Genomic DNA, 18,678 nt, shown 5'->3' with positions numbered 1-18,678 from the left:
ATACAGTGTTCGGACGTCACCGCGCTCGAGGCCATCGAAGCGCACTTCCGTAACTGCATCAACAATGGTCCATGAACCTACTTGAAGCGACATCCTGCCAGCACGGCCAAAGGCATAGGCAGGTTCAAGCGCCGAGAAGAAGTACCAGGCACCATCCAGTTGACTGCGTACCCGCGTTCGCGGACCAGCCGGTCGGAGTGGTACTCCCCCTTCAGCGTCGGCACCTCTACAACTACGTCATACTCGTTCCGCATGGCCTCACCGTATACGCCGGCTCTCGGTGGAACATTTCCCCACACCGCTACGAGAAGCCCATTTGAAGGCTGACGGAATGCGGTAGGCGCAAAAGAAACCGGGGAGGATGGCCCAAAACACGACAAAACCCTGGTGGAATCTCTTCCACCAGGGTTAGATGTCGGGCTGACAGGATTTGAACCTGCGACCCCTTGACCCCCAGTCAAGTGCGCTACCAAGCTGCGCTACAGCCCGCCTTGCCTGACCGTTATCGCTGTTCGCGGCCGTTCAAGCAACGCGTATCAGCCTATACGAAAGCGGCCCGGATGAGAAATCGGAAGCCCTCCGACACGCCGTGTCGCGGGCGCCAGAAAACCGTAGCAGCGAACCGGCCAGCCACCCACCGTTCAATCCGCGTTCAGACCCCGTCGTTACGGTTCGGGAGCACCTCCAACCCCCGACCGAAAGGCTCCCCCATGGACCGCCGTCGATTCTTCACCACCGCTGCCGCCACCACGGCAGCCGCCTCGCTGCCCCTCCTCGCCGCCGGAGCCGCCGGAGCTAGCCCGGCAGACACAGCCCAGGAGCAGAAGCTCACCCGCCTCATGTTGGACGCCCTCAGCCGCGAGCTGGACGACCCTGCGACGGCCGCCGTCGTCGAACCCCATATCCAGGACATCGGCTTCAACTGGGACCCGCCGGTGACCGCGGTGGAGAACATCGATTACATCGTGGCATACGCCTTCGGCAACCGTGCCCCGGCCGATGGCGGCGATCCCGCCAAGGTCCTCTACGAGCCCGGACCCGTCAACGAAGCCCTCGCAGACGCCATCGCGGCGATCCGCAAGCTGAAGGACGTTCCGGTCTTTGCCCAGTGGGAAATCGCACGCTTCCTCGACAGCAAATACGGCATGGTCCAGGTGACCTCGATCGAGCCCGTCATCGCCGCCGACGGCACCATCACCTACCTGAGCACCGACGGCGTCGCCGCCCAGGTGGTTGCCCTCCGTGGGACGTCGGGCATCGCAGGCGTGGTCGGTTTCCGCGACCACGTGAAGCGCTGCGTCCAGACCACCCGCGACCGCGGCATGAACGCCTTCGCCCCGGCCGGAGTCGAGATGCCCGGCGACTATGACCCCCAGTCCGGCCAGCCGTGGACCCGCCGTCGGGACCTGTACCTGATGCATGACATGTACGCCCAGTTCGCCGTCCTGCGGCAGAAGGCGATTACCGCGGCGTACCCGAACGGCTGATTTGGAATATGCATCGGCATCCCCGCCCGCCTGCTCACGGAACTTCTGGATCGGTATGAGCGCTCCCGCCGCTTCTATAAAGTCCGCGAGGCCTACGGACGGCTTTCGGATGACGATTCCAACGCCCAGGAGACGCAGGTTTGGGATGAGGCAGTCTCCGGCTGGACCAAGAGCGTTTCGCGATGACGGAGCAGCCTCGATCCACTCACCGGCAGCGAATCACGGGAGAAGCCGGCAGTGTGGACCTGTCCACCATGGCCTCCATTGACCTGTGGCTACGGGATTTCCTCGGGCTCTGATGGAAGCCAGGCCGGCCAAGCGGACCTGATTTTCCGCAACAAACGCACGCCTGAGGGAGTCAACTTCACGCCTGGCTCAAGTAGCTGGCAGGCTACCCGCCCGCCCCCAAGAGGCGGTTCAAAATGGCGGCGGTTTGTTGCCGGTTCCGACCGTGGTTGTCGCCGGTGTGGGTGGGCGATCTGTGTACCTTCGGCCCGTGGGGCTGGTCCATTCCAGAACCCCGGCCTTGGCTTGCCGAACTTTCCACTGCGAGTGGTGTTTCAGCATATGGTGACGACGGCACAAACCAGCGAGGTTGCCTGTTTCCGTGGTTCCGCCGAGGGCGGCGTCGTAGGTGTGGTCCAGATCCAGGTCACGGGCCTTGATTCCGCAGCCGGGGAAACGACACCGGGTATCCCGGGCAGCCAGCAGGCGTTTGAGGTCCTCGCTGGGCCGGTACCGGTCCACTGCGAGTACTGCGCCGGTAATGGGATCGGTAAGGACTCGGTTCCACGCGGTGGCTTGGCCGGTGAGGATCCGCGCGATGGCAGGGTCGATCGGGTGCTGCCCGTTCAGTTCCGCCGGGGAACCTTCGCCATCTATCAGCGTCAGCACAGGAACGGTGACATCTACCCGGGCCGTGATCGCGGCCAGGAGGCCGTCCGGGGTGTCGTGCGCAGTGGGCGCGCCGCACAGCAGCAGTTCGGACAAAAGGTCGGCACGGAGCTGGTCAACGGTCCGCTCTACGCCAGCGCCCGGGCCCGGCGCGGCAGGGTCGGTTGAGGACGCGGCGGCGTGGGCCCGCGCCATCTGGGTGAGGCGGTCATGGATGCCGTAAGCCACTGTTGCGGGCAGGACCGCAGTGAGCTCGGCCATCCCATCCGGCAAGGGAGTCACCCGGACATGGCGATCCGCAACAGCCCGTTCATGCCGGCTGGGCAAGGGCTCGCTTTGGGCCTTCTCAACTTCGCGGGCCGCCAGACGCCGCAGACGGCCGAGCGCCTGCTTCTCGGCGCAAGCCACGACCGCCGCCTCATACCGGGCCAGGGCCGATGGGTCGTCCAGCGGAGCACCAGCATCTTGGATGACACGGGCATGGGCCAGGCTGATCCGCCCCTGCGCGAAGGCTGCGAACGTTGCCGGGAAGCGGTCCAATAGCTCGACGGCCTGGCCCATTTGCCGCTGCACGGTGCGGTCGTTCGCACGGGTAGCGGTGGCGATCTCGGCCGCCACCGCACGCTTGGCCAGCTCAGCCGAATCCCACGCCGCAGTAAAGCCCGCTGCACCCACACCCGGCCGAACGCCGTCGACCATCAGTTCCGCCGCTTGAGACGCCATGGCGAGCGTGTACTCCCGCATCGCCTGCAGGCTGGCGATTGCCGATTCCAAAGAAACCAGTGTGGAAACCATCCCGTCCAACACCAGCAAGGGATCGGACGCCGCGTCGGTCTGCGGCGCCTTCCCGTTCAAGCTGCTGGTGATCTCCATGAATCAATTCAAACAAGGGGGTCTGACTTTATTAGGCCCCAAAAGAAAGCCATCAAAAACGCAAACGGCGCGCCTCCCGCAAAGGGGGGGCGCGCCGTCGTGCGCTAAGACGTTGTGCGCTAACGCGCAGGCAGAGAGAAGAAGCTACCGCTTCTTGCCCCGCTTCTCGCGAACACGCATGCTGACCTCGATGGGCGTGCCCTCGAAGCCGAACGTCTCGCGCAGGCGGCGGGTGATAAAGCGGCGGTATCCGGGGTCCAGGAAGCCCGTGGTGAACAGCACGAACTTCGGCGGACGGCTGGAGGCCTGGGTGCCGAACAGGATGCGCGGCTGCTTGCCACCACGCACCGGGTGCGGGTGCGCGGCCACGAGCTCGCCCAGGAAGGCGTTGAGCCGGCCGGTGGGGATGCGGCGGTCCCAGCTCTCCAGGGCCTTGTCCAGCGCAGGCACCAGGCGGTCCTTGTGCCAACCGGTCTTGGCGGAGATGTTCACGCGCGGCGCCCACTCCACGTGTGCCAGGTCCTGCTCGATCTCGCGCTCAAGGTAGCGGCGGCGTTCGTCGTCCAGCAGGTCCCATTTGTTGAACGCGAGCACCAGCGCGCGGCCGGACTCGATGGCAAGCTGCAGGATGCGGACGTCCTGCTCGCTGAGCACCTCATCGACGGCGAGGAGTACGACGGCGACCTCCGCCTTTTCGAGCGCGGCCTGCGTGCGCAGGGAGGCGTAGAAGTCCGCGCCCTGCGCCATGTGCTGGCGGCGGCGGATGCCTGCGGTGTCCACGAAGCGCCAGGTGCGGTCGCCGAGTTCGATGAACTCGTCCACGGGGTCGCGGGTGGTGCCGGCGAGGTTGTCCACCACGACGCGTTCGGTGCCCGCGAGCTTGTTCAGCAACGAGGACTTGCCCACGTTCGGGCGGCCGATCAGCGCAATGCGGCGGGGTCCGCCGGAACGGTCCACGCTTTCCACCTGCGAGTATTCGGGAAGGGTCTCGATCACCTTGTCCAGGAGGTCGGCCACGCCGCGGCCGTGCAGTGCGGACACCGGGTACGGCTCGCCGAAACCGAGGCCCCACAGCACGGCGGAGTCGGCTTCCTGGACGAAGTCGTCCACCTTGTTGGCCACGAGAATGACCGGCTTCTTGGACTTGCGCAGCATCTTCACGACGCCTTCGTCCGTGGCGGTGGCGCCCACGGCGGAGTCCACCACGAACAGCACGGCGTCGGCCAGCTCAACGGCCATTTCGGCCTGCTCGGCAACGCGGGCGTGGATGCCCTTGGCGTCGTGCTCCCAGCCGCCGGTGTCGACGAGGGTGAAGTTCTTGCCGTTCCAGCGCGCCGAGTACATGACGCGGTCGCGGGTGACGCCGGGAACGTCCTCGACGACGGCCTCGCGGCGGCCGAGGATACGGTTCACAAGCGTGGACTTGCCGACGTTCGGGCGGCCGATGATGGCCAGGACCGGGTCCAGCTTGAGCGGGCCTTCCTCGCCTTCGTCCTCGTAGAGGCCGTCAAGGAGGGCGGCGTCGTCCTCATCGAGGTCGTAGTCTTCCAGGCCGGCACGGAGGGAGGCGGCGCGGAGCTCGGCCTCCTCGTCGTCCAGGGCGGCGAGGTTCTCAGCCACCTGGTCGGTGCCGGTGGGCGTGTATTCGTCGTCGCCGGCTCCGTGGAGGCCGGATTTATGAGTCGTATCGCTCATTGCACTTTCCTTAGTGGTGGTATGTGGGGAAGCAGTTGTCCAGTAGCAGCCACGCTGTCCCGGACGTGCCCGGCCAGCGCGGCCTGGATCTCGGCGGCCGCCCTGTCCATTGAAACACGCCCGGACTCACCGGCCCGGCGGCTCAAGCACAGCGGAGCACCGAAGCTGACGGAGAGGCGGCGGCGCAGCCGCGGGATCGAATCGCGGTGTTCCGCGCCGCTGCGGGTTCCGAGGATCGCGACCGGCACCACCGTGGCGCCGGTGGCCAGCGCGAGCCAGGCGACCCCGTTGGCGATGCTTTCAGCGGAGCCGCTCCCCCGGGTCCCTTCAGGCAGGATCCCAACGCAACGGCCGGCGTCGAGCAGTCCCTTGCCGGTGTGCAGGGCGGCGCGGTCGCCGGAGCGGTCCACCGGGATCTGGCCGGAGGCACGCAGCACCCGCCCGAGGAACCCGGTGAACATTTCCTTCTTGACCAGGATGTGCATGGGCCGCGGGGCCGCGCCGAACATCACCGGCCCGTCCAGGAAGCTGATGTGGTTCCCGGCGAAGATCACCGGCCCGGCCTTCGGCACGTTCGAGCGCCCGCGCACGCTGGTCTTGTACAGCACATGGTCCAGCAGGAAGCCGACAGGCCGGCTCCACAGCATGGTCCATTTGGCCGGGACGCGGTGTGCCGGCAGGACGCGGTCAGTCACCGTAGATGACCTTGGCCACAATTTCCAGCGCCGTGTCCACGGTCTGTTCGAAGTCCAGGTCCGAGGAGTCCAGGGTGACCACGCCGTCGGCGGCGCGGGTGAAGTTCACAACGGTGGAGTCCTTCGCGTCGCGCTGGATCACCTGTGCGGCGAGTTCTTCCTTGCTCTGCGTCCCGCCGAGCTGGATGCCGCGGCGGCGGAGCCTGGCTTCCTCGCTGGCGGTCAGCAGCATGCGGATTTCGGCGTTGGGCACGACGACGGTGGTGATGTCCCGGCCCTCGACCACCATGCGGTGGTGGTGCTGGTCGATCAGCTCGCGCTGGCGGCGGATCAGCTCGTTGCGGGCACCGAGGGTGGTGGCGACGGCGCTGACCGAGGAGGAGATCCGCGGTTCGCGGATGTCCTCGGTGACGTCGACGCCGCCCACCGCCACGTACTCGTGGTTGGGGCTGGTGCTCTGCTCCAGCGGCAGGTCCTCCGCGGCCTGCTCGACGGCGGCACCGTCGTTCAGGTCGACGCCCGTCTTCAGGCAGTACCAGGTGAGCGCGCGGTACATCGCGCCGGTGTCCAGGTACGCGAGCTTGAGGCGGCGCGCCACTTCCTTGCTCACGCTGGACTTGCCGGAGCCGGAGGGACCGTCGATGGCGACCACCAACGGCTTTCCGGGACGGACGACGGTTTCGGGGCCAAAGAGTTCACGTGTCATTACTGGAGTACCCGCCATCCACGGTCGCTGAGGGCTTCTACAAGGAGGTCATGCGTGTTCGGCAGGACGGACAGTTCCACCATGCCGACGTTCTGCCCGGACGAGTGGTCCAGACGGAGGTCTTCGACGTTGACACCGATTTCGCCGATCTCGGTCAGCAGCCGCGCGATCTGGCCCGGCTTGTCGTCCACCAGCACCGTCAGCCAGGAGTAGGCCTGCGGCGGGCCGCCATGCTTGCCGGGGATGCGGGCCTGGCCGGCGTTGCCTTCGCTGATCAGCTGGGCCAGGTCCAAGCGGGCGCCAGGTGCCAGCGGATCCTCGAGGGTGCCGATGAGCCGGTTCAAGTCCTCGCGCACACCGTGCAGGATCTCCACGATCTTCTCCGCGTTGCTGCCCAGGATCTGCACCCAGAGGGTGGGATCGCTGGCGGCGATGCGGGTGGTGTCGCGAAGCCCGTTGCCCGCCAGCGACAGGGCGTGCAGCGGGGTGCCCTGCAGGCGGCTGGCCAGCAGGGAGGACATCACCTGGGGCAGGTGCGAGACCAGGGCCACGGCTTCGTCGTGTTCCTCGGCGGTGAACTGGGTGACGATCGCCCCCAGGTCTCCGGCCAGGGAACGCGCGGTCTGCAGGGCGTCCGCGCTGCTCTCGGCCGAGGGACACAGCACCCACGGCATGGAGGTGAACAGCTCGCCGCGGGCGGCGACAGGGCCGGATTTCTCGCGGCCAGCCATCGGGTGCGTGCCGACGTAGCGGGACATGTCCACGCCGCGGCCGCGAAGATCGGCCTGGATGCCGGCCTTCACGCTGGCGATGTCCACCACCACGGCGCCGGGGTACTCGTCCAAAGCGCGTTCGACGACGTCGGCCGTCACGTCCGGCGGGGCGGCCACCACCACAAGCTGCGCGTCGCCGTCGAGCTCTTTCAGGGGCCGGCCGGCCCCGATGTCGACGGCGACAGCCTGGTTGGTGGGCGACGGGTCGGAGAGGAAGACCGGCACGCCGCGGCCGCGCAGGCCCAGGCCGATGCTGGCACCGAGCAGCCCGGTGCCGAAGATGACCACCGGCCCGTCCAGGTGCCCCCGGCCGTGAGTGTGGAATGCCGACATGCCTTAGAGCCCCACCGAAGCCAGAAGGTGGCCGATTTCCTGCTTGCCGAGGTTGCGGATGCTGCCCTGGCGCTGGTCGCCCAGACCGATGGGGCCGATCTTGACGCGCACCAGACGCTGCACGGGGAAGCCGACGGCGTCGAACATGCGGCGCACGATGCGGTTCTTGCCTGAGTGCAGCACGACCTCGATCAGCACGTAACCGGGGGTGGAGTCCACCAGGCGGAAGGAGTCGACGGCGGCGATCCCGTCCTCGAGCTCCACGCCGGCCTTGAGCTTGGCACCGACGCCGTGCGGGAACGGGGCGCGGACCTGCACCAGGTAGGTCTTGGGCACCTCGTAGGAGGGGTGGGTGAGGCGGTTGGCGAGTTCGCCATCGTTGGTCAGCAGCAGCAGGCCTTCGGTGGCGACGTCAAGGCGTCCAACGTGGAAGAGCCGTTCGCCGTGGGTCTTGCTGCTCTTCAGGAAGTCGCTGATGCAGGGGCGGCCTTCGGGGTCCTCCATGGTGGAGACGACGCCCTTGGGCTTGTTGAAGACCATGTACAGCAGGTTTTCGTCCAGCTGGATGCGGATGCCGTCCACGTGGATCACGGCGGACTTGGGGTCCACGCGCATGCCGAGCTCGGTGGTCACCTGGCCGTTGACCTCAACGCGGCCTTCGAGGATCAGTTCTTCGCACACACGGCGCGAAGCCACGCCGGCCTGGGCCATTACCTTCTGCAGGCGCACGCCGTCGGCGTCATGCTGCTCGGACTGCGGTACGTTGCCCTTGGGGCCGCGCGGCTTGCGGATGGGGCCCAGGTTCTGGCCGAAGCGTTCGCTGCCGAAGGCGCGGGCGCCGGCCTGCTTTGCGGGCTTCTTCTTGGGCTTCAGGGCGCCGGGCGTGCCGGGAGCCTTACCGTAGCCGGGCTTGTTGGAGCCGGGCTTGCGCGGGGCCTTGGCTGCAGGGGCCTTGCGGTCGCCGGCGGCAGAGGTGGGGTTGTCCGGATCGAAGGGGCGCTCTTCGCGGGGACGGGACGGCCTGGACGGCCGTTCGCCCTGGAAGCCGCGTTCGCCGCGGTCGTTGAAGCTGCGCTTGCCCGCGCCGCCCTGGCTGCCGCCAAAGCCTGCTCCGCCGCGGCCTGCGTTGCCCCGGCTGCTGCCGAAGCCGCTGCGTCCCGAACTGTTACGTGGTGAACCCTGGCGTCCCGCCTGTGTCATGACCCGTCCTTTTGTTATGGGCCGGCTTTCTCCTGCCGGCCGGGCAGATTTGCTCTGCCCACTGTGTTTAATTCTGCCTTGCGTGAGTTGCGTCCTGCCAGCGCGTTTACATCCGCTCGGCGTCGAAGAATTCCTCGATGCCTTCGAGCCCTGGGAGGTGTGGCGACAAGGGCGGCAGCTCCTCGATGGAGGCGATGCCCATCCGTTCCAGGAAGTAGGAGGTGCTCCGGTAAAGGAGCGCCCCGGATTCGGGATCGGTGCCGGCTTCCTCGACCAGGCCGCGCTGGACCAAGGTCCGCACCACCGAGTCGACGTTCACGCCGCGGATGGCCGAGACCCTGGCCCGGGAAACCGGCTGCCGGTACGCGATGACCGCCATGGTTTCCAGTGCTGCCTGGGTCAGCCGGGCCGTCTGCCCGTCAAGGACGAACTTCCCCACGACGTCGGAAAATTCGGGCCGTGAGTAGATCCGCCACCCGCCAGCGACGTTCCGCAACTCAAAACCCCGGGGTGCTCTGCTGGCGCCTGCGTCAGCAGGTGAACCGTCAGCATCCGTGCCCGGGGCCTTACCAGTATAGCCGTTGTAGTCCTGCTGCAGCTCCGCAAGCAGTTCTTCGACGACGGCGGTGCCCAGTCCCAGCCCCGCGGCCAGTTCCTCGGGGGTGGCGGGCTGGTCGATCACCATCAGCACGGCCTCCAGCGCGGCACGCGCCCCGCCCGGGCGCTCCCCCAGTGCGGCAAGTCCGGCGACGGCGTCCTCGTAGTCACTCATTTCCGCTCCTCTGCACTGCCGTCTCCTCCGCTGTTGACTGCTCCGGCGCCTCCGCAACGGCCACGGTGTCGTACTCTTCGCTCAGGTCTTCGCTGCTCCACCCCTCGGGCCGGCCGGTCCAGCGGACCGTCAGCTCGGACAGCGGCCCGGGCTGTTCGAAGGCGACCACGCGGTCCCGGAACATCTCCAGCAACGCCAGGAAGCGGACCACCACCACGAGCGTGGATTCGGCGTCGGCCACGAGCGCCCGAAAGGAGAGCGGCCGTCCATGCTGCAGGCGGAAGCCGAGGATCTCGGCCTGTTCCTTGATGCTGACGGGCGCCCCGTGGAGATGGTCGACTCCGACTTCCGGCGGCGTCGTGTCCCTGGGTTCCAGGGCCTTCGCGGCGATGCCGGCGAATTGCTCCGGGCTGTGCCGCCAGATGAGCTCGGGCAGCAAGGCTGCGAAGTGCGGTTCCAGGGCCACCTGCCGGGGAAAGCGCCCGGCCTCGTTCTCGAGGGTCTCGCCCAGGTGGGCGGCCAGTTGCTTGAAGGCCTTGTACTGCAGCAGCCGCGCGAACAACAGGTCGCGCGCCTCAAGGAGGGCCACGTCCTCTTCGTCCTCGACCTCGCCGGCGGGCAGCAAACGCGCGGCCTTCAGGTCCAGGAGGGTTGCCGCGATCACCAGGAACTCGCTGGCTTCATCCAGGGCCCAGTTTTCGCCCAGTTCCTGGAGCCGGCGGATGTACTTGATGAACTCGTCCGTGACAGTGGCCAACGCCAGTTCGGTGACGTCCAGCTTGTGCTTGGCGATCAGGCCGAGCAGCAGGTCAAAAGGGCCGGTGAAGTTGGCCAACCGGACCTCAAAGCCGCCCTTGCGCGCGGTGCTGTTTTCGACACTGGTGCTATCGGCGTCGGCGGTTTCCTCCGCCAGGGTGAGCGGTTCCGCCATCGCCGCTTAGGGCGCGCCGCCGCGCAGGATCAGCTCCCTGGCCAGGCTTCGGTAGGCGTCGGCGCCGGTGTGGGTGCCCGCGTAGCTGGTGATGGGTTCAGCGGCCACGGTGGCGTCGGCGAACTTGATGGAGCGCTTGATGACGGTTTCGAAGACCTTGTCCCCGAAGGCTTCCACGAGGCGGGCGATCACTTCGCGGCTGTGCAGGGTCCGGGCGTCGAACATGGTGGCGAGCACGCCGTCCACCTGCAGGCGCGGGTTGAGGCGGTCCTGTACCTTCTCGATGGTTTCCACCAGCAGTGCCACGGCGCGCAGGGCGAAGAATTCACAGATCAGCGGGATGATGACGCCGTGCGCCGCGGTCAGCGCGTTGACGGTCAGCAGGCCGAGGGACGGCTGGCAGTCGATGAGGACGACGTCGTAATCGTCTTCGACGCTCTTCAGCGCGCGGTCAAGGACCTGCTCGCGGGCCACTTCGTTGACCAGCTGGACTTCCGCCGCGGAGAGGTCGATGTTGGCGGGCAGCAGGTCCACGCCGTCAACGCCGGTCTGCTGGATGGCGTCCCGGATGTCCACTTTGCGGTCCATCAGGACGTTGTAGACGGTCAGGTCGAGCTCGTGCGGGTTGGCACCGAGCCCCGCGGACAGGGCACCCTGGGGGTCGAAATCGACCAGCAGCACACGGCGGCCGTATTCGGCGAGCGCGGCGGCGAGGTTGATGGTGGACGTCGTCTTGCCGACGCCGCCCTTCTGGTTGACCATCGCGATGACCCGCGCCGGGCCATGGACGTCCAGGGGCGCGGGTTCCGGGAACTCGCGGTACGGACGGCCGGTGGGTCCCATGACGGCATCTTCCAGATCGAAATCCGTGCCTTCCAGCGTAGTTGTACCCCGTTCGCTGCTCACGTTTTTAACCACTCTCTCCACGACGGTCAATGACTGCTCCCAAGCAAGGTTACAGTCCCCGACACGGCATTCGACGGACCTTGACATTGCCAGCAATTTGAGCCTTTACCTTCTGGTTGAGGTCGAAGGTTGATCTCCCGAGGGGCCGGCGCAGCCTTGCAGCGCAAAAGCATAAGGCAGGCTCCCCCAATGGGGAGCCTGCCTCTTGCCGCCTCGGCTTGCGGAAACTCAGGCGGTTACGGGTTCCTTTGCCGCGGCTTCCTTCACCCCGGACTCAGCGTGGTGGCTGATCATCGTGGTCTCGTCGAAGGGAACCGCGCCGGAGAGCACGTTGCCGACCTGCTGGCGGTCGATCTCCTTGACCCAGGTGCCGATCAGCACGGTGGCCACGGCGTTGCCGGTGAAGTTGGTCAGGGCGCGGGCCTCGGACATGAAGCGGTCGATGCCGACGATCATGCCGACGCCGCCGAGCAATTCCGGCTTGTGGGCCTGCAGACCGGCAGCCAGGGTCGCCAGGCCTGCACCGGTGACACCAGCCGCGCCCTTGGAGGCGATGATCATGAAGATCAGCAGGGAGACCTGGGCGCCGAGGTCCAGCGGGGTGCCCATGGCGTTGGCCACGAACAGGGACGCCATGGTCAGGTAGATCGCGGTGCCGTCCAGGTTGAAGGAGTAACCGGTGGGAACCGTCACGCCGACAACCGGCTTGGAGACGCCCAGGTGCTCCATCTTGGCGATGAGACGCGGCAGGGCGGCCTCGGAGGACGAGGTGGAGAAGATGAGCAGGTACTCGCGGGCCAGGTACTTCATGAGCTGGAAGATGCTGACACCGGCCACGAGGCGCAGGAGGCCGCCGAGGATGACCACGATGAAGATCGCACAGGTGATGTAGAACGCGGCCATGAGGGTGAACATGCTCACGATCGCCTGGGGACCGGTGGCACCGACGACGGCGGCGATCGCGCCGAAGGCGCCGACGGGCGCCAGCCACATGATCATGATGAGGATGCGGAACACGAGGGCCTGGCCGTGCTGGACGGCCTTGAGGATCGGAGCACCCTGGGTGCCCATCTTCTGCAGCGCGAAGCCGACGAGGATGGCGGCCAGCAGGGTGGGCAGCACGGGAATGTCACCCGGGATGATGCCCAGCAGGAAGTCCACGGTGCTGTCCGTGGCGGCCTTCTTGGTGGGGTCGTAGGGCGTGAGCTTGAGGCCCTCGCCCGGGTGGATCAGGTTGCCGACCACCAGGCCGATGCCGAGCGCGAAGGTGGACATGACCAGGAAGTAGCCCAGTGCGAGCCCGCCGACCTTGCCGACGGTGGCGGCCTTGGCGATCGAGCCGATGCCCAGGACGATGGTGCAGAAGATGACGGGGGCGATCATCATCTTGATGAGCTTGATGAAGCCGTCGCCCAGGGGCTTCAGCGACTTGCCCACCTCCGGGAACAGCAGGCCGACAACGGCGCCGAGCACGACGGCCGCGATGACGGCGATGTACAGGTAGTGCGACTTGTCCAGGCCCTTGCGCCCGGCTTTCCCGCTGGCAATCTCTCCTCGTTGAGAGGTCATGGCATGCTCCTTTGGATACTCTGGAGGCGCTGCGGCTTCTGTACTGCTTCCTGCGCCGGTGGTGTGACATCCATCATGGAGCCGGGGGTGACGCGGATCACCGTTGTGGTCATATTGGTCATTGGAGGTGCGCATGATCCGGCGCTGGAGTATTGCCCGCCGCTTGTTCGTGGCCAATGTGCTGTTCGTCCTGGTGCTCAGCGTGGTGCTTGGAACGGCGGCCATCATCGATGCCCGGCAGCGGACGTACGACGACGCCGGGCGCCGGATGCAGACCGTCGCGGCCGCCGTCGCCGCCAATCCTCTGGTCCTGCAAGCCGCCGGAACTGCCTCGCCCTCGAGCACGCTGCAGCCGTACGCGGCGAAGGTCATGGCGGATGCCGGCGTCGACTTCATCACGATCATGGCGCCGGACCGGACCCGCTGGACGCATGCCAATCCGGCGGAGATCGGCAAGCCGTACATCGGCACCATCGAGCCGGCGCTGCGGGGCGAAACCTTCACGGAGGTCACCGCCGGGACCCTGGGACCGTCCGTGCGGACGATCGTTCCGGTGAAGGACGGCGCCGGCACGGTCCGCGCGCTTGTGGCCGCAGGGGTGACGGTGCGGAACGTGGACATCGCAGCGTCGGGCCGCTTCGGGGCGATCATCGCGCTTTGCCTCGCCCTGCTCGCCGCGGGTTCGCTGGCGTCCTGGCTGCTGGGCCGCTACCTCCGTTCGGTCACCCGCGGCTGGGGGCCCGAGCAACTGGCGCAGCTGTTTGCCTACTACGAATCGGTGCTGCATTCGGTCCGCGAAGGCGTGGTGCTGATCGACACCCGCGGCACGGTGGTCATGTACAACGATCAAGCGGCGGAGCTGCTGGGACTGGAACCGTCCGACGTCGGCCCTTCGGCGGGTGCCGCGCCGCGCCTCTCGGAACTTCCGCTGGATGCCAGCCTGCGCGAGCTGTTCGAATCCGGCCGCACAGCCCACGACGAAATCCACCTCAGCGATTCCCGGATCCTGGTGGTCAACCAGGCTCCCGCCGTCGGGCCGGGCCGTCCCGGTGGCCTGGGCCGTCCGGGAGGCCGCACTCCGGTCTTCGGAACGGTGGCCACCCTGCGCGACCGCACGGAAATCGAATCCCTTGGCAGCGAACTGGAAACCATGCGGACGCTCTCCGGTGCACTGCGGGCACAGACCCATGAACACGCCAACCGGCTGCACACCATCGTGTCACTGATGGAGCTGGGCCGCACCGACGACGCCCTGGATTTCGCCACGAAGGACCTGGAGCTGAGCCAGCGCCTGACCGACGACATCGTGGCCTCGGTGGACGAGCCGGTGCTCAGCGCGCTCATCATGGGCAAGTCCGCGGAGGCGCATGAACGCGGGGCCGAGCTCACGGTCCATGTGTCCGGCGACGACGGCCTCCACGGCCTGGCGGTGCAGGACCTGGTGACGATCCTGGGGAACCTGCTGGACAACGCCGTCGACGCCGCCGCTTCCGCTCCCCCGCCGCGCAAGGTTTCGCTCGCGATCGCCACGACGCCGGACGCCGTCACTTTCACCGTGGCCGATTCCGGCCCCGGCATCGACCCTGCCATCGCCGGGGACATCCTCGAATACGGCTTCAGCACCAAGACGCCCGGCCCGGACGGCAGCGCTCCTGCTGCGGGTGGCCGCGGCGTCGGCCTCGCCCTGGTGCGGCAGGCCGTGAAGCGGCTGGACGGTACGCTGTCCATCGGCGCTGCGGACGATCCGGCCGATGCCCTGGGCGGAGCGGCCCTGGGCGGAGCGCTGTTCCGCGTAGTGCTGCCGGCACCGGATCCGACGAAGGAAACCGAATGAACGACATCCGCGTCCTCGTCGTCGAGGACGAACCCATCGCCGCCGATGCCCACGCCGTCTACGTGGGCAGGCTGGAAGGGTTCACCCTGGCGGGCACCGCGCCGGACGGCCAGTCCGCGCTGCGGCTGCTCAACGATTTCGCGGCCGCCGGCGAGCCCGTGGACCTGGTGCTGCTGGACATGAACCTGCCGGACCTGCACGGGCTGGATGTCGCACGAAGGATGCACGGCGCCGGCCTGCTGGCGGACATCATTGCCATCACCGCCGTGCGCGAGGTCAACATCGTGCGCAGCGCAGTCTCCATCGGCGTCGTCCAGTACCTCATCAAGCCGTTCACCTTCGCCACCTTCGCGGACAAGCTGCGCAGCTACCGCGCCTACCGGGAACAGCTTGCCGTTCCCGCGCCGGGAACCCGTTCCGGGGCATCGCAAAGCGAGGTCGACCAGGCCTTCGCCAGCCTCCGCGCGCCCACCGAGATGCCCTTGCCCAAAGGGCTGTCCACGGGCACCCTCGAAGCGGTCAAGGAATACCTTGCCGGGCTCGGCAGGGCCGTCTCGGCGAGCGAAGCCACCGAAGACCTTGGCATGTCCCGGGTCACGGCCCGCCGCTACCTCGAATACCTTGCCGACGCCGGCGTGGTGGTCCGCAGCCCCCGTTACGGAACACCCGGCCGGCCGGAGAACGAATACCGCTGGAGCCGGGGGTAAGGCGGCGGTAGAACCGGCAAATGTATACACAACCGGCAAATTTCCCCCATTTGCTGGCAATTGCACCCTTCTGTGTATACGCTGGCTCCTGTCGGGCCATTGAGGCCCCGAACACACCGCGACCGATCGGAGGACCATGCGAGCCAGCGACAAGGCCTACGCAGCCCTCCGCGAGGACATCCTCGAATGGCGCCTCGCGCCCGGAACCGTGCTGGGCGAGGTGGAACTGTCCGAACGCCTGGGCGTCTCGCGCACTCCGGTCCGGGAGGCACTCGGCCGGCTGACCGCTGAAGGCCTGACGACGGCGGCAGGCGGCCGCGGCGTCGTCGTCACCGATATCTCCCTGGAGGACATCGACGAACTGTTCGAACTGCGCGAAACCCTTGAGGTGCGGGCGGCGGCGCTGGCCGCCGAACGCGGCGAGCGCAGCGTCTTTGAGCAGCTCCACGCCGAACTCCTGCAGGCTCCGGCGCTCCTCGAGGGCAACGATCCCGCCCGACATGACTACTACGCGCTGGTGGCAAGGCTGGATGACGCCATCGACGCCGCCATCTCCAATTCCTACTTGGCCCAGGCCATGCGCAGCCTGCGCGTGCATCTGGTCCGGGTCCGGCGCCTGGCCGCCGACGACGCCGCCCGGCTGGGTGCCGCGGCCGCCGAGCATGCGGCAATCGCCGAAGCCATCGCCGGCGGGAACGCGAAAGTCGCCGAAGCCGCCACGATCCTCCACCTGCACCGTAGCCTGTCCCACGTCAAGAAAAGCAGCGTCAAGGCCAGCCACACGCCTCACTAGAAGGAGCCACCTTGGTCAAGAGCCACCATGTCCGTGTCTACAAGAGCGAAGAGAACCTCCCCCGCGAAGGGCAGCTCGCGCACAAGATCGCGGTCGTCGCCGCCGACCCTGTCGGGGTGACCCCCGAGGTCACGGAGATGATCATCAACCGGATCATCGACAATGCCTCGGTGGCCGTCGCTTCGTTGAACCGGGCCCCGATCGTCGCGGCCCGCGCGCAGGCACTGACGCACGCCCCGAGCACCGGCGGCAAGGGTGCGGGAGTGTTCGGCATCCGGGAGAACGTCTCGCCCGAGTGGGCCGCCTGGGCCAACGGCGTGGCCGTGCGCGAACTGGACTATCACGACACCTTCCTGGCCGCGGACTACTCGCACCCGGGCGACAACATCCCGCCGATCCTGGCCGTTGCCCAGCACGTAGGCGCATCCGGCGCGGACCTCATCCGCGGCATCGCCACCGGCTACGAAATCCAGGTCAACCTGGTCAAGGCCATCTGCCTGCACAAGCACAAGATCGACCACGTGGCCCACCTCGGCCCGTCCGCCGCCGCAGGCATCGGGACCCTGCTCGGCCTGGACGTAGAGACCATCTTCCAGTCCGTGGGCCAGGCCCTGCACACCACCACGGCCACTCGCCAGTCCCGCAAGGGCGAAATCTCCACCTGGAAGGCCCACGCGCCGGCGTTCGCCGGGAAGATGGCCGTGGAAGCGGCGGACCGTGCGATGCGCGGTCAGACCTCCCCGGTGCCGATCTACGAGGGCGAAGACGGCGTGATCGCCTGGATGCTGGACGGCCCGGACGCCTCCTACGAAGTCCCGCTGCCCGGCCCGGGTGAAGCCAAGCGAGCCATCCTGGACACCTACACCAAGGAGCACTCCGCCGAATACCAGGCCCAGGCCTGGATTGACCTGGCCCGCAAGCTGAACAAGGAACACCCGGAAGCCACGGACCCGGCGAACGTGGAATCGGTACTGATCAAGACCAGCCACCACACGCACTACGTGATCGGCTCCGGCGCCAACGATCCGCAGAAGTACGATCCCACGGCCAGCCGCGAAACCCTGGACCACTCCATCCCGTACATCTTCACGGTGGCCCTGCAGGACGGCGCCTGGCACCACGTGGACTCCTACGCTCGCGAACGCGCCGGCCGGCCGGACACCGTGGAACTGTGGCACAAGGTCAGCACCGTGGAGGACCCGGAATGGACCCGCCGCTACCACTCCCTGGACATCGCCGAGAAGGCCTTCGGCGGCACTGTTGTCATCACACTCACGGATGGAACGGTGATCACAGACGAGATCGCCGTCGCGGATGCCCACCCGCTCGGCGCCCGTCCGTTCGCCCGGGAGCAGTACGTGAACAAGTTCCGCACCCTGGCTGCCGGGCTGGTGGAGGAAGCCGAAATCGAACGCTTCCTGGCCGCCGTCGAACGCCTCCCCGAACTGGCCGCGGGCGAACTGGAGCAGCTGAACATCACCGCCGCCCCCGGAGTGATCAACCCCTCCGACGCACCGAAGGGCCTGTTCTAAATGCTGTACTCCACAACCACACCGGAGCAGAAGCGGCACAGGCTGCGGGACATGCTCGCATCGGAGGAAATCCTGCAGTTCCCCGGGGCCTTCAACCCTCTCTCCGCCCGGCTGATCGAGGAGAAGGGCTTTCCCGGCGTCTACATCTCCGGGGCAGTGCTGGCCAACGACCTCGGCCTGCCGGACATCGGGCTGACCACGCTCACCGAAGTCGCACAGCGGGCCGGGCAGATCGCCCGGATGACGGAACTGCCCTGCCTCGTGGACGCCGACACCGGATTCGGCGAGCCGATGAACGTGGCCCGCACCGTGCAGGAACTGGAAAACGCCGGACTGGCCGGCTGCCACATCGAAGACCAGTTCAACCCGAAGCGCTGCGGCCACCTGGACGGCAAGGCCGTGGTGGACGCCGACACCGCGGTCAAGCGCATCCGTGCTGCGGCGGACGCCCGCCGGGACCCTGACTTCCTGATCATGGCCCGCACGGACATCCGCGCCGTGGAGGGCCTCGAGGCCGCGAAGGAACGCGCCCAGGCCCTGGTCGAGGCCGGCGCCGACGCGATCTTCCCCGAGGCGATGGCCACCTTGGAGGAGTTCCAGGCCATCCGCGACGCCGTCGAGGTGCCGATCCTGGCCAACATGACCGAGTTCGGCAAGAGCGAGCTGTTCACGGTGGAACAGCTCCAGGATGTTGGCGTGAACATGGTGATCTATCCCGTCACGCTTCTCCGCATTGCCATGGGGGCTGCAGAGCGTACGCTGGAAACGATCAAGGCAACAGGGACACAGCAGGCGCAGGTTGAGAACATGCTCACCCGCGCCCGGCTCTACGAGCTGGTGGACTACGAGGCCTACAACCACTTCGACACAGGCGTTTTCAACTTCCAGGTTCCCGGCAACCACAAGTAACCGGATCAATGAAGGGCACGCAGGGACCGCGCATCCGCCGGTGCCCTGCCAGATGAACGAAGGAGTTCG

General features: G+C 67.2%; 16 protein-coding genes and 1 tRNA gene. 6 read left to right on the top strand and 11 right to left on the bottom strand.

The features are described 5' to 3' along the window. Positions 1–415 precede the first annotated feature (415 nt). Positions 416–489 (bottom strand) — tRNA-Pro (locus ACZ9CK_RS06505). Positions 490–710: 221 nt separating this feature from the next. Here ACZ9CK_RS06505 and ACZ9CK_RS06500 point away from each other — a divergent pair. Continuing rightward, positions 711–1,487: a hypothetical protein gene (locus tag ACZ9CK_RS06500; protein WP_476049558.1), complete on the top strand. Its 777-nt coding sequence runs from the start codon at positions 711–713 to the stop codon at positions 1,485–1,487. 417 nt (positions 1,488–1,904) lie between these two features. Here ACZ9CK_RS06500 and ACZ9CK_RS06495 read toward each other — a convergent pair whose 3' ends face one another. The 10 genes from ACZ9CK_RS06495 to ACZ9CK_RS06450 all read right to left on the bottom strand — a co-directional run bounded on the left by ACZ9CK_RS06495 (position 1,905) and on the right by ACZ9CK_RS06450 (position 12,834). Next, positions 1,905–3,254 carry an HNH endonuclease signature motif containing protein gene (locus ACZ9CK_RS06495; RefSeq protein WP_476049557.1) on the bottom strand — a complete coding sequence of 450 codons (1,350 nt, stop codon included), beginning with the start codon at positions 3,252–3,254 and terminating at the stop codon, positions 1,905–1,907. A 144-nt stretch (positions 3,255–3,398) separates the two neighbouring features. Next, the gene (der, locus tag ACZ9CK_RS06490; protein WP_426302954.1) at positions 3,399–4,949 is read right to left on the bottom strand and encodes a ribosome biogenesis GTPase Der; all 1,551 of its coding nucleotides are present in this window, start codon (positions 4,947–4,949) and stop codon (positions 3,399–3,401) included. Continuing rightward, positions 4,946–5,596: a lysophospholipid acyltransferase family protein gene (locus tag ACZ9CK_RS06485; RefSeq protein ID WP_476050869.1), complete on the bottom strand. Its 651-nt coding sequence runs from the start codon at positions 5,594–5,596 to the stop codon at positions 4,946–4,948. The genes der and ACZ9CK_RS06485 overlap by 4 nt, the downstream gene beginning before the upstream one ends. 40 nt (positions 5,597–5,636) lie before the next feature. Then, positions 5,637–6,350 carry a (d)CMP kinase gene (gene cmk / locus ACZ9CK_RS06480; protein WP_426302953.1) on the bottom strand — a complete coding sequence of 238 codons (714 nt, stop codon included), beginning with the start codon at positions 6,348–6,350 and terminating at the stop codon, positions 5,637–5,639. Then, positions 6,350–7,456: a prephenate dehydrogenase gene (locus ACZ9CK_RS06475; protein ID WP_476049556.1), complete on the bottom strand. Its 1,107-nt coding sequence runs from the start codon at positions 7,454–7,456 to the stop codon at positions 6,350–6,352. The genes cmk and ACZ9CK_RS06475 overlap by 1 nt, the downstream gene beginning before the upstream one ends. A 3-nt stretch (positions 7,457–7,459) precedes the next feature. Continuing rightward, positions 7,460–8,656 carry a pseudouridine synthase gene (locus ACZ9CK_RS06470; protein WP_426302951.1) on the bottom strand — a complete coding sequence of 399 codons (1,197 nt, stop codon included), beginning with the start codon at positions 8,654–8,656 and terminating at the stop codon, positions 7,460–7,462. Between the two features lie 106 nt (positions 8,657–8,762). Next, positions 8,763–9,428 carry an SMC-Scp complex subunit ScpB gene (gene scpB / locus ACZ9CK_RS06465; RefSeq protein ID WP_476049555.1) on the bottom strand — a complete coding sequence of 222 codons (666 nt, stop codon included), beginning with the start codon at positions 9,426–9,428 and terminating at the stop codon, positions 8,763–8,765. Continuing rightward, positions 9,421–10,359: a segregation and condensation protein A gene (locus ACZ9CK_RS06460; RefSeq protein WP_476049554.1), complete on the bottom strand. Its 939-nt coding sequence runs from the start codon at positions 10,357–10,359 to the stop codon at positions 9,421–9,423. The genes scpB and ACZ9CK_RS06460 overlap by 8 nt, the downstream gene beginning before the upstream one ends. A gap of 6 nt (positions 10,360–10,365) precedes the next feature. Continuing rightward, positions 10,366–11,265 (bottom strand): ParA family protein, encoded by a 900-nt coding sequence (locus ACZ9CK_RS06455; protein WP_426302948.1) that lies wholly within the window; start codon positions 11,263–11,265, stop codon positions 10,366–10,368. A 228-nt stretch (positions 11,266–11,493) separates the two neighbouring features. After that, positions 11,494–12,834, bottom strand: coding sequence for a cation:dicarboxylate symporter family transporter (locus tag ACZ9CK_RS06450; RefSeq protein WP_476049553.1), 1,341 nt, complete (start codon positions 12,832–12,834; stop codon positions 11,494–11,496). A gap of 133 nt (positions 12,835–12,967) precedes the next feature. On the opposite strand from ACZ9CK_RS06450, the gene ACZ9CK_RS06445 reads away from it, so the two are divergent. The 5 genes from ACZ9CK_RS06445 to prpB all read left to right on the top strand — a co-directional run bounded on the left by ACZ9CK_RS06445 (position 12,968) and on the right by prpB (position 18,609). Continuing rightward, complete coding sequence (locus tag ACZ9CK_RS06445; protein ID WP_476049552.1) at positions 12,968–14,668, top strand: sensor histidine kinase; 1,701 nt, start codon at positions 12,968–12,970, stop codon at positions 14,666–14,668. Continuing rightward, complete coding sequence (locus ACZ9CK_RS06440) at positions 14,665–15,375, top strand: response regulator (protein WP_476049551.1); 711 nt, start codon at positions 14,665–14,667, stop codon at positions 15,373–15,375. Before ACZ9CK_RS06445 ends, ACZ9CK_RS06440 begins: the two co-directional genes overlap by 4 nt. Positions 15,376–15,511: 136 nt before the next feature. Then, on the top strand, positions 15,512–16,168 hold the full coding sequence (locus ACZ9CK_RS06435) for a GntR family transcriptional regulator (protein WP_476049550.1): 657 nt from the start codon (positions 15,512–15,514) through the stop codon (positions 16,166–16,168). Between the two features lie 11 nt (positions 16,169–16,179). After that, positions 16,180–17,700 (top strand): MmgE/PrpD family protein, encoded by a 1,521-nt coding sequence (locus tag ACZ9CK_RS06430; RefSeq protein ID WP_426302943.1) that lies wholly within the window; start codon positions 16,180–16,182, stop codon positions 17,698–17,700. Beyond that, positions 17,701–18,609: a methylisocitrate lyase gene (gene prpB, locus ACZ9CK_RS06425; RefSeq protein ID WP_426302942.1), complete on the top strand. Its 909-nt coding sequence runs from the start codon at positions 17,701–17,703 to the stop codon at positions 18,607–18,609. Positions 18,610–18,678 lie beyond the last annotated feature (69 nt).

It is taken from the genome of Arthrobacter sp. TE26545 (genome assembly GCF_056279005.1).
Note: the sequence above shows the minus strand (reverse complement) of the source record. Positions and strands in the feature narration are given on the sequence as shown.

Coding starts and splice junctions, on each gene's coding strand:
- scpB (WP_476049555.1), bottom strand. CDS start 9,428: ATGAGTGACTACGAGGACGCCGTCGCCGGACTTGCCGCACTGGGGGAG.
- ACZ9CK_RS06450 (WP_476049553.1), bottom strand. CDS start 12,834: ATGACCTCTCAACGAGGAGAGATTGCCAGCGGGAAAGCCGGGCGCAAG.
- prpB (WP_426302942.1), top strand. CDS start 17,701: ATGCTGTACTCCACAACCACACCGGAGCAGAAGCGGCACAGGCTGCGG.
- ACZ9CK_RS06500 (WP_476049558.1), top strand. CDS start 711: ATGGACCGCCGTCGATTCTTCACCACCGCTGCCGCCACCACGGCAGCC.
- ACZ9CK_RS06495 (WP_476049557.1), bottom strand. CDS start 3,254: ATGGAGATCACCAGCAGCTTGAACGGGAAGGCGCCGCAGACCGACGCG.
- ACZ9CK_RS06475 (WP_476049556.1), bottom strand. CDS start 7,456: ATGTCGGCATTCCACACTCACGGCCGGGGGCACCTGGACGGGCCGGTG.
- cmk (WP_426302953.1), bottom strand. CDS start 6,350: ATGACACGTGAACTCTTTGGCCCCGAAACCGTCGTCCGTCCCGGAAAG.
- ACZ9CK_RS06440 (WP_476049551.1), top strand. CDS start 14,665: ATGAACGACATCCGCGTCCTCGTCGTCGAGGACGAACCCATCGCCGCC.
- ACZ9CK_RS06470 (WP_426302951.1), bottom strand. CDS start 8,656: ATGACACAGGCGGGACGCCAGGGTTCACCACGTAACAGTTCGGGACGC.
- ACZ9CK_RS06445 (WP_476049552.1), top strand. CDS start 12,968: ATGATCCGGCGCTGGAGTATTGCCCGCCGCTTGTTCGTGGCCAATGTG.
- ACZ9CK_RS06460 (WP_476049554.1), bottom strand. CDS start 10,359: ATGGCGGAACCGCTCACCCTGGCGGAGGAAACCGCCGACGCCGATAGC.
- ACZ9CK_RS06435 (WP_476049550.1), top strand. CDS start 15,512: ATGCGAGCCAGCGACAAGGCCTACGCAGCCCTCCGCGAGGACATCCTC.
- ACZ9CK_RS06485 (WP_476050869.1), bottom strand. CDS start 5,596: ATGCTGTGGAGCCGGCCTGTCGGCTTCCTGCTGGACCATGTGCTGTAC.
- der (WP_426302954.1), bottom strand. CDS start 4,949: ATGAGCGATACGACTCATAAATCCGGCCTCCACGGAGCCGGCGACGAC.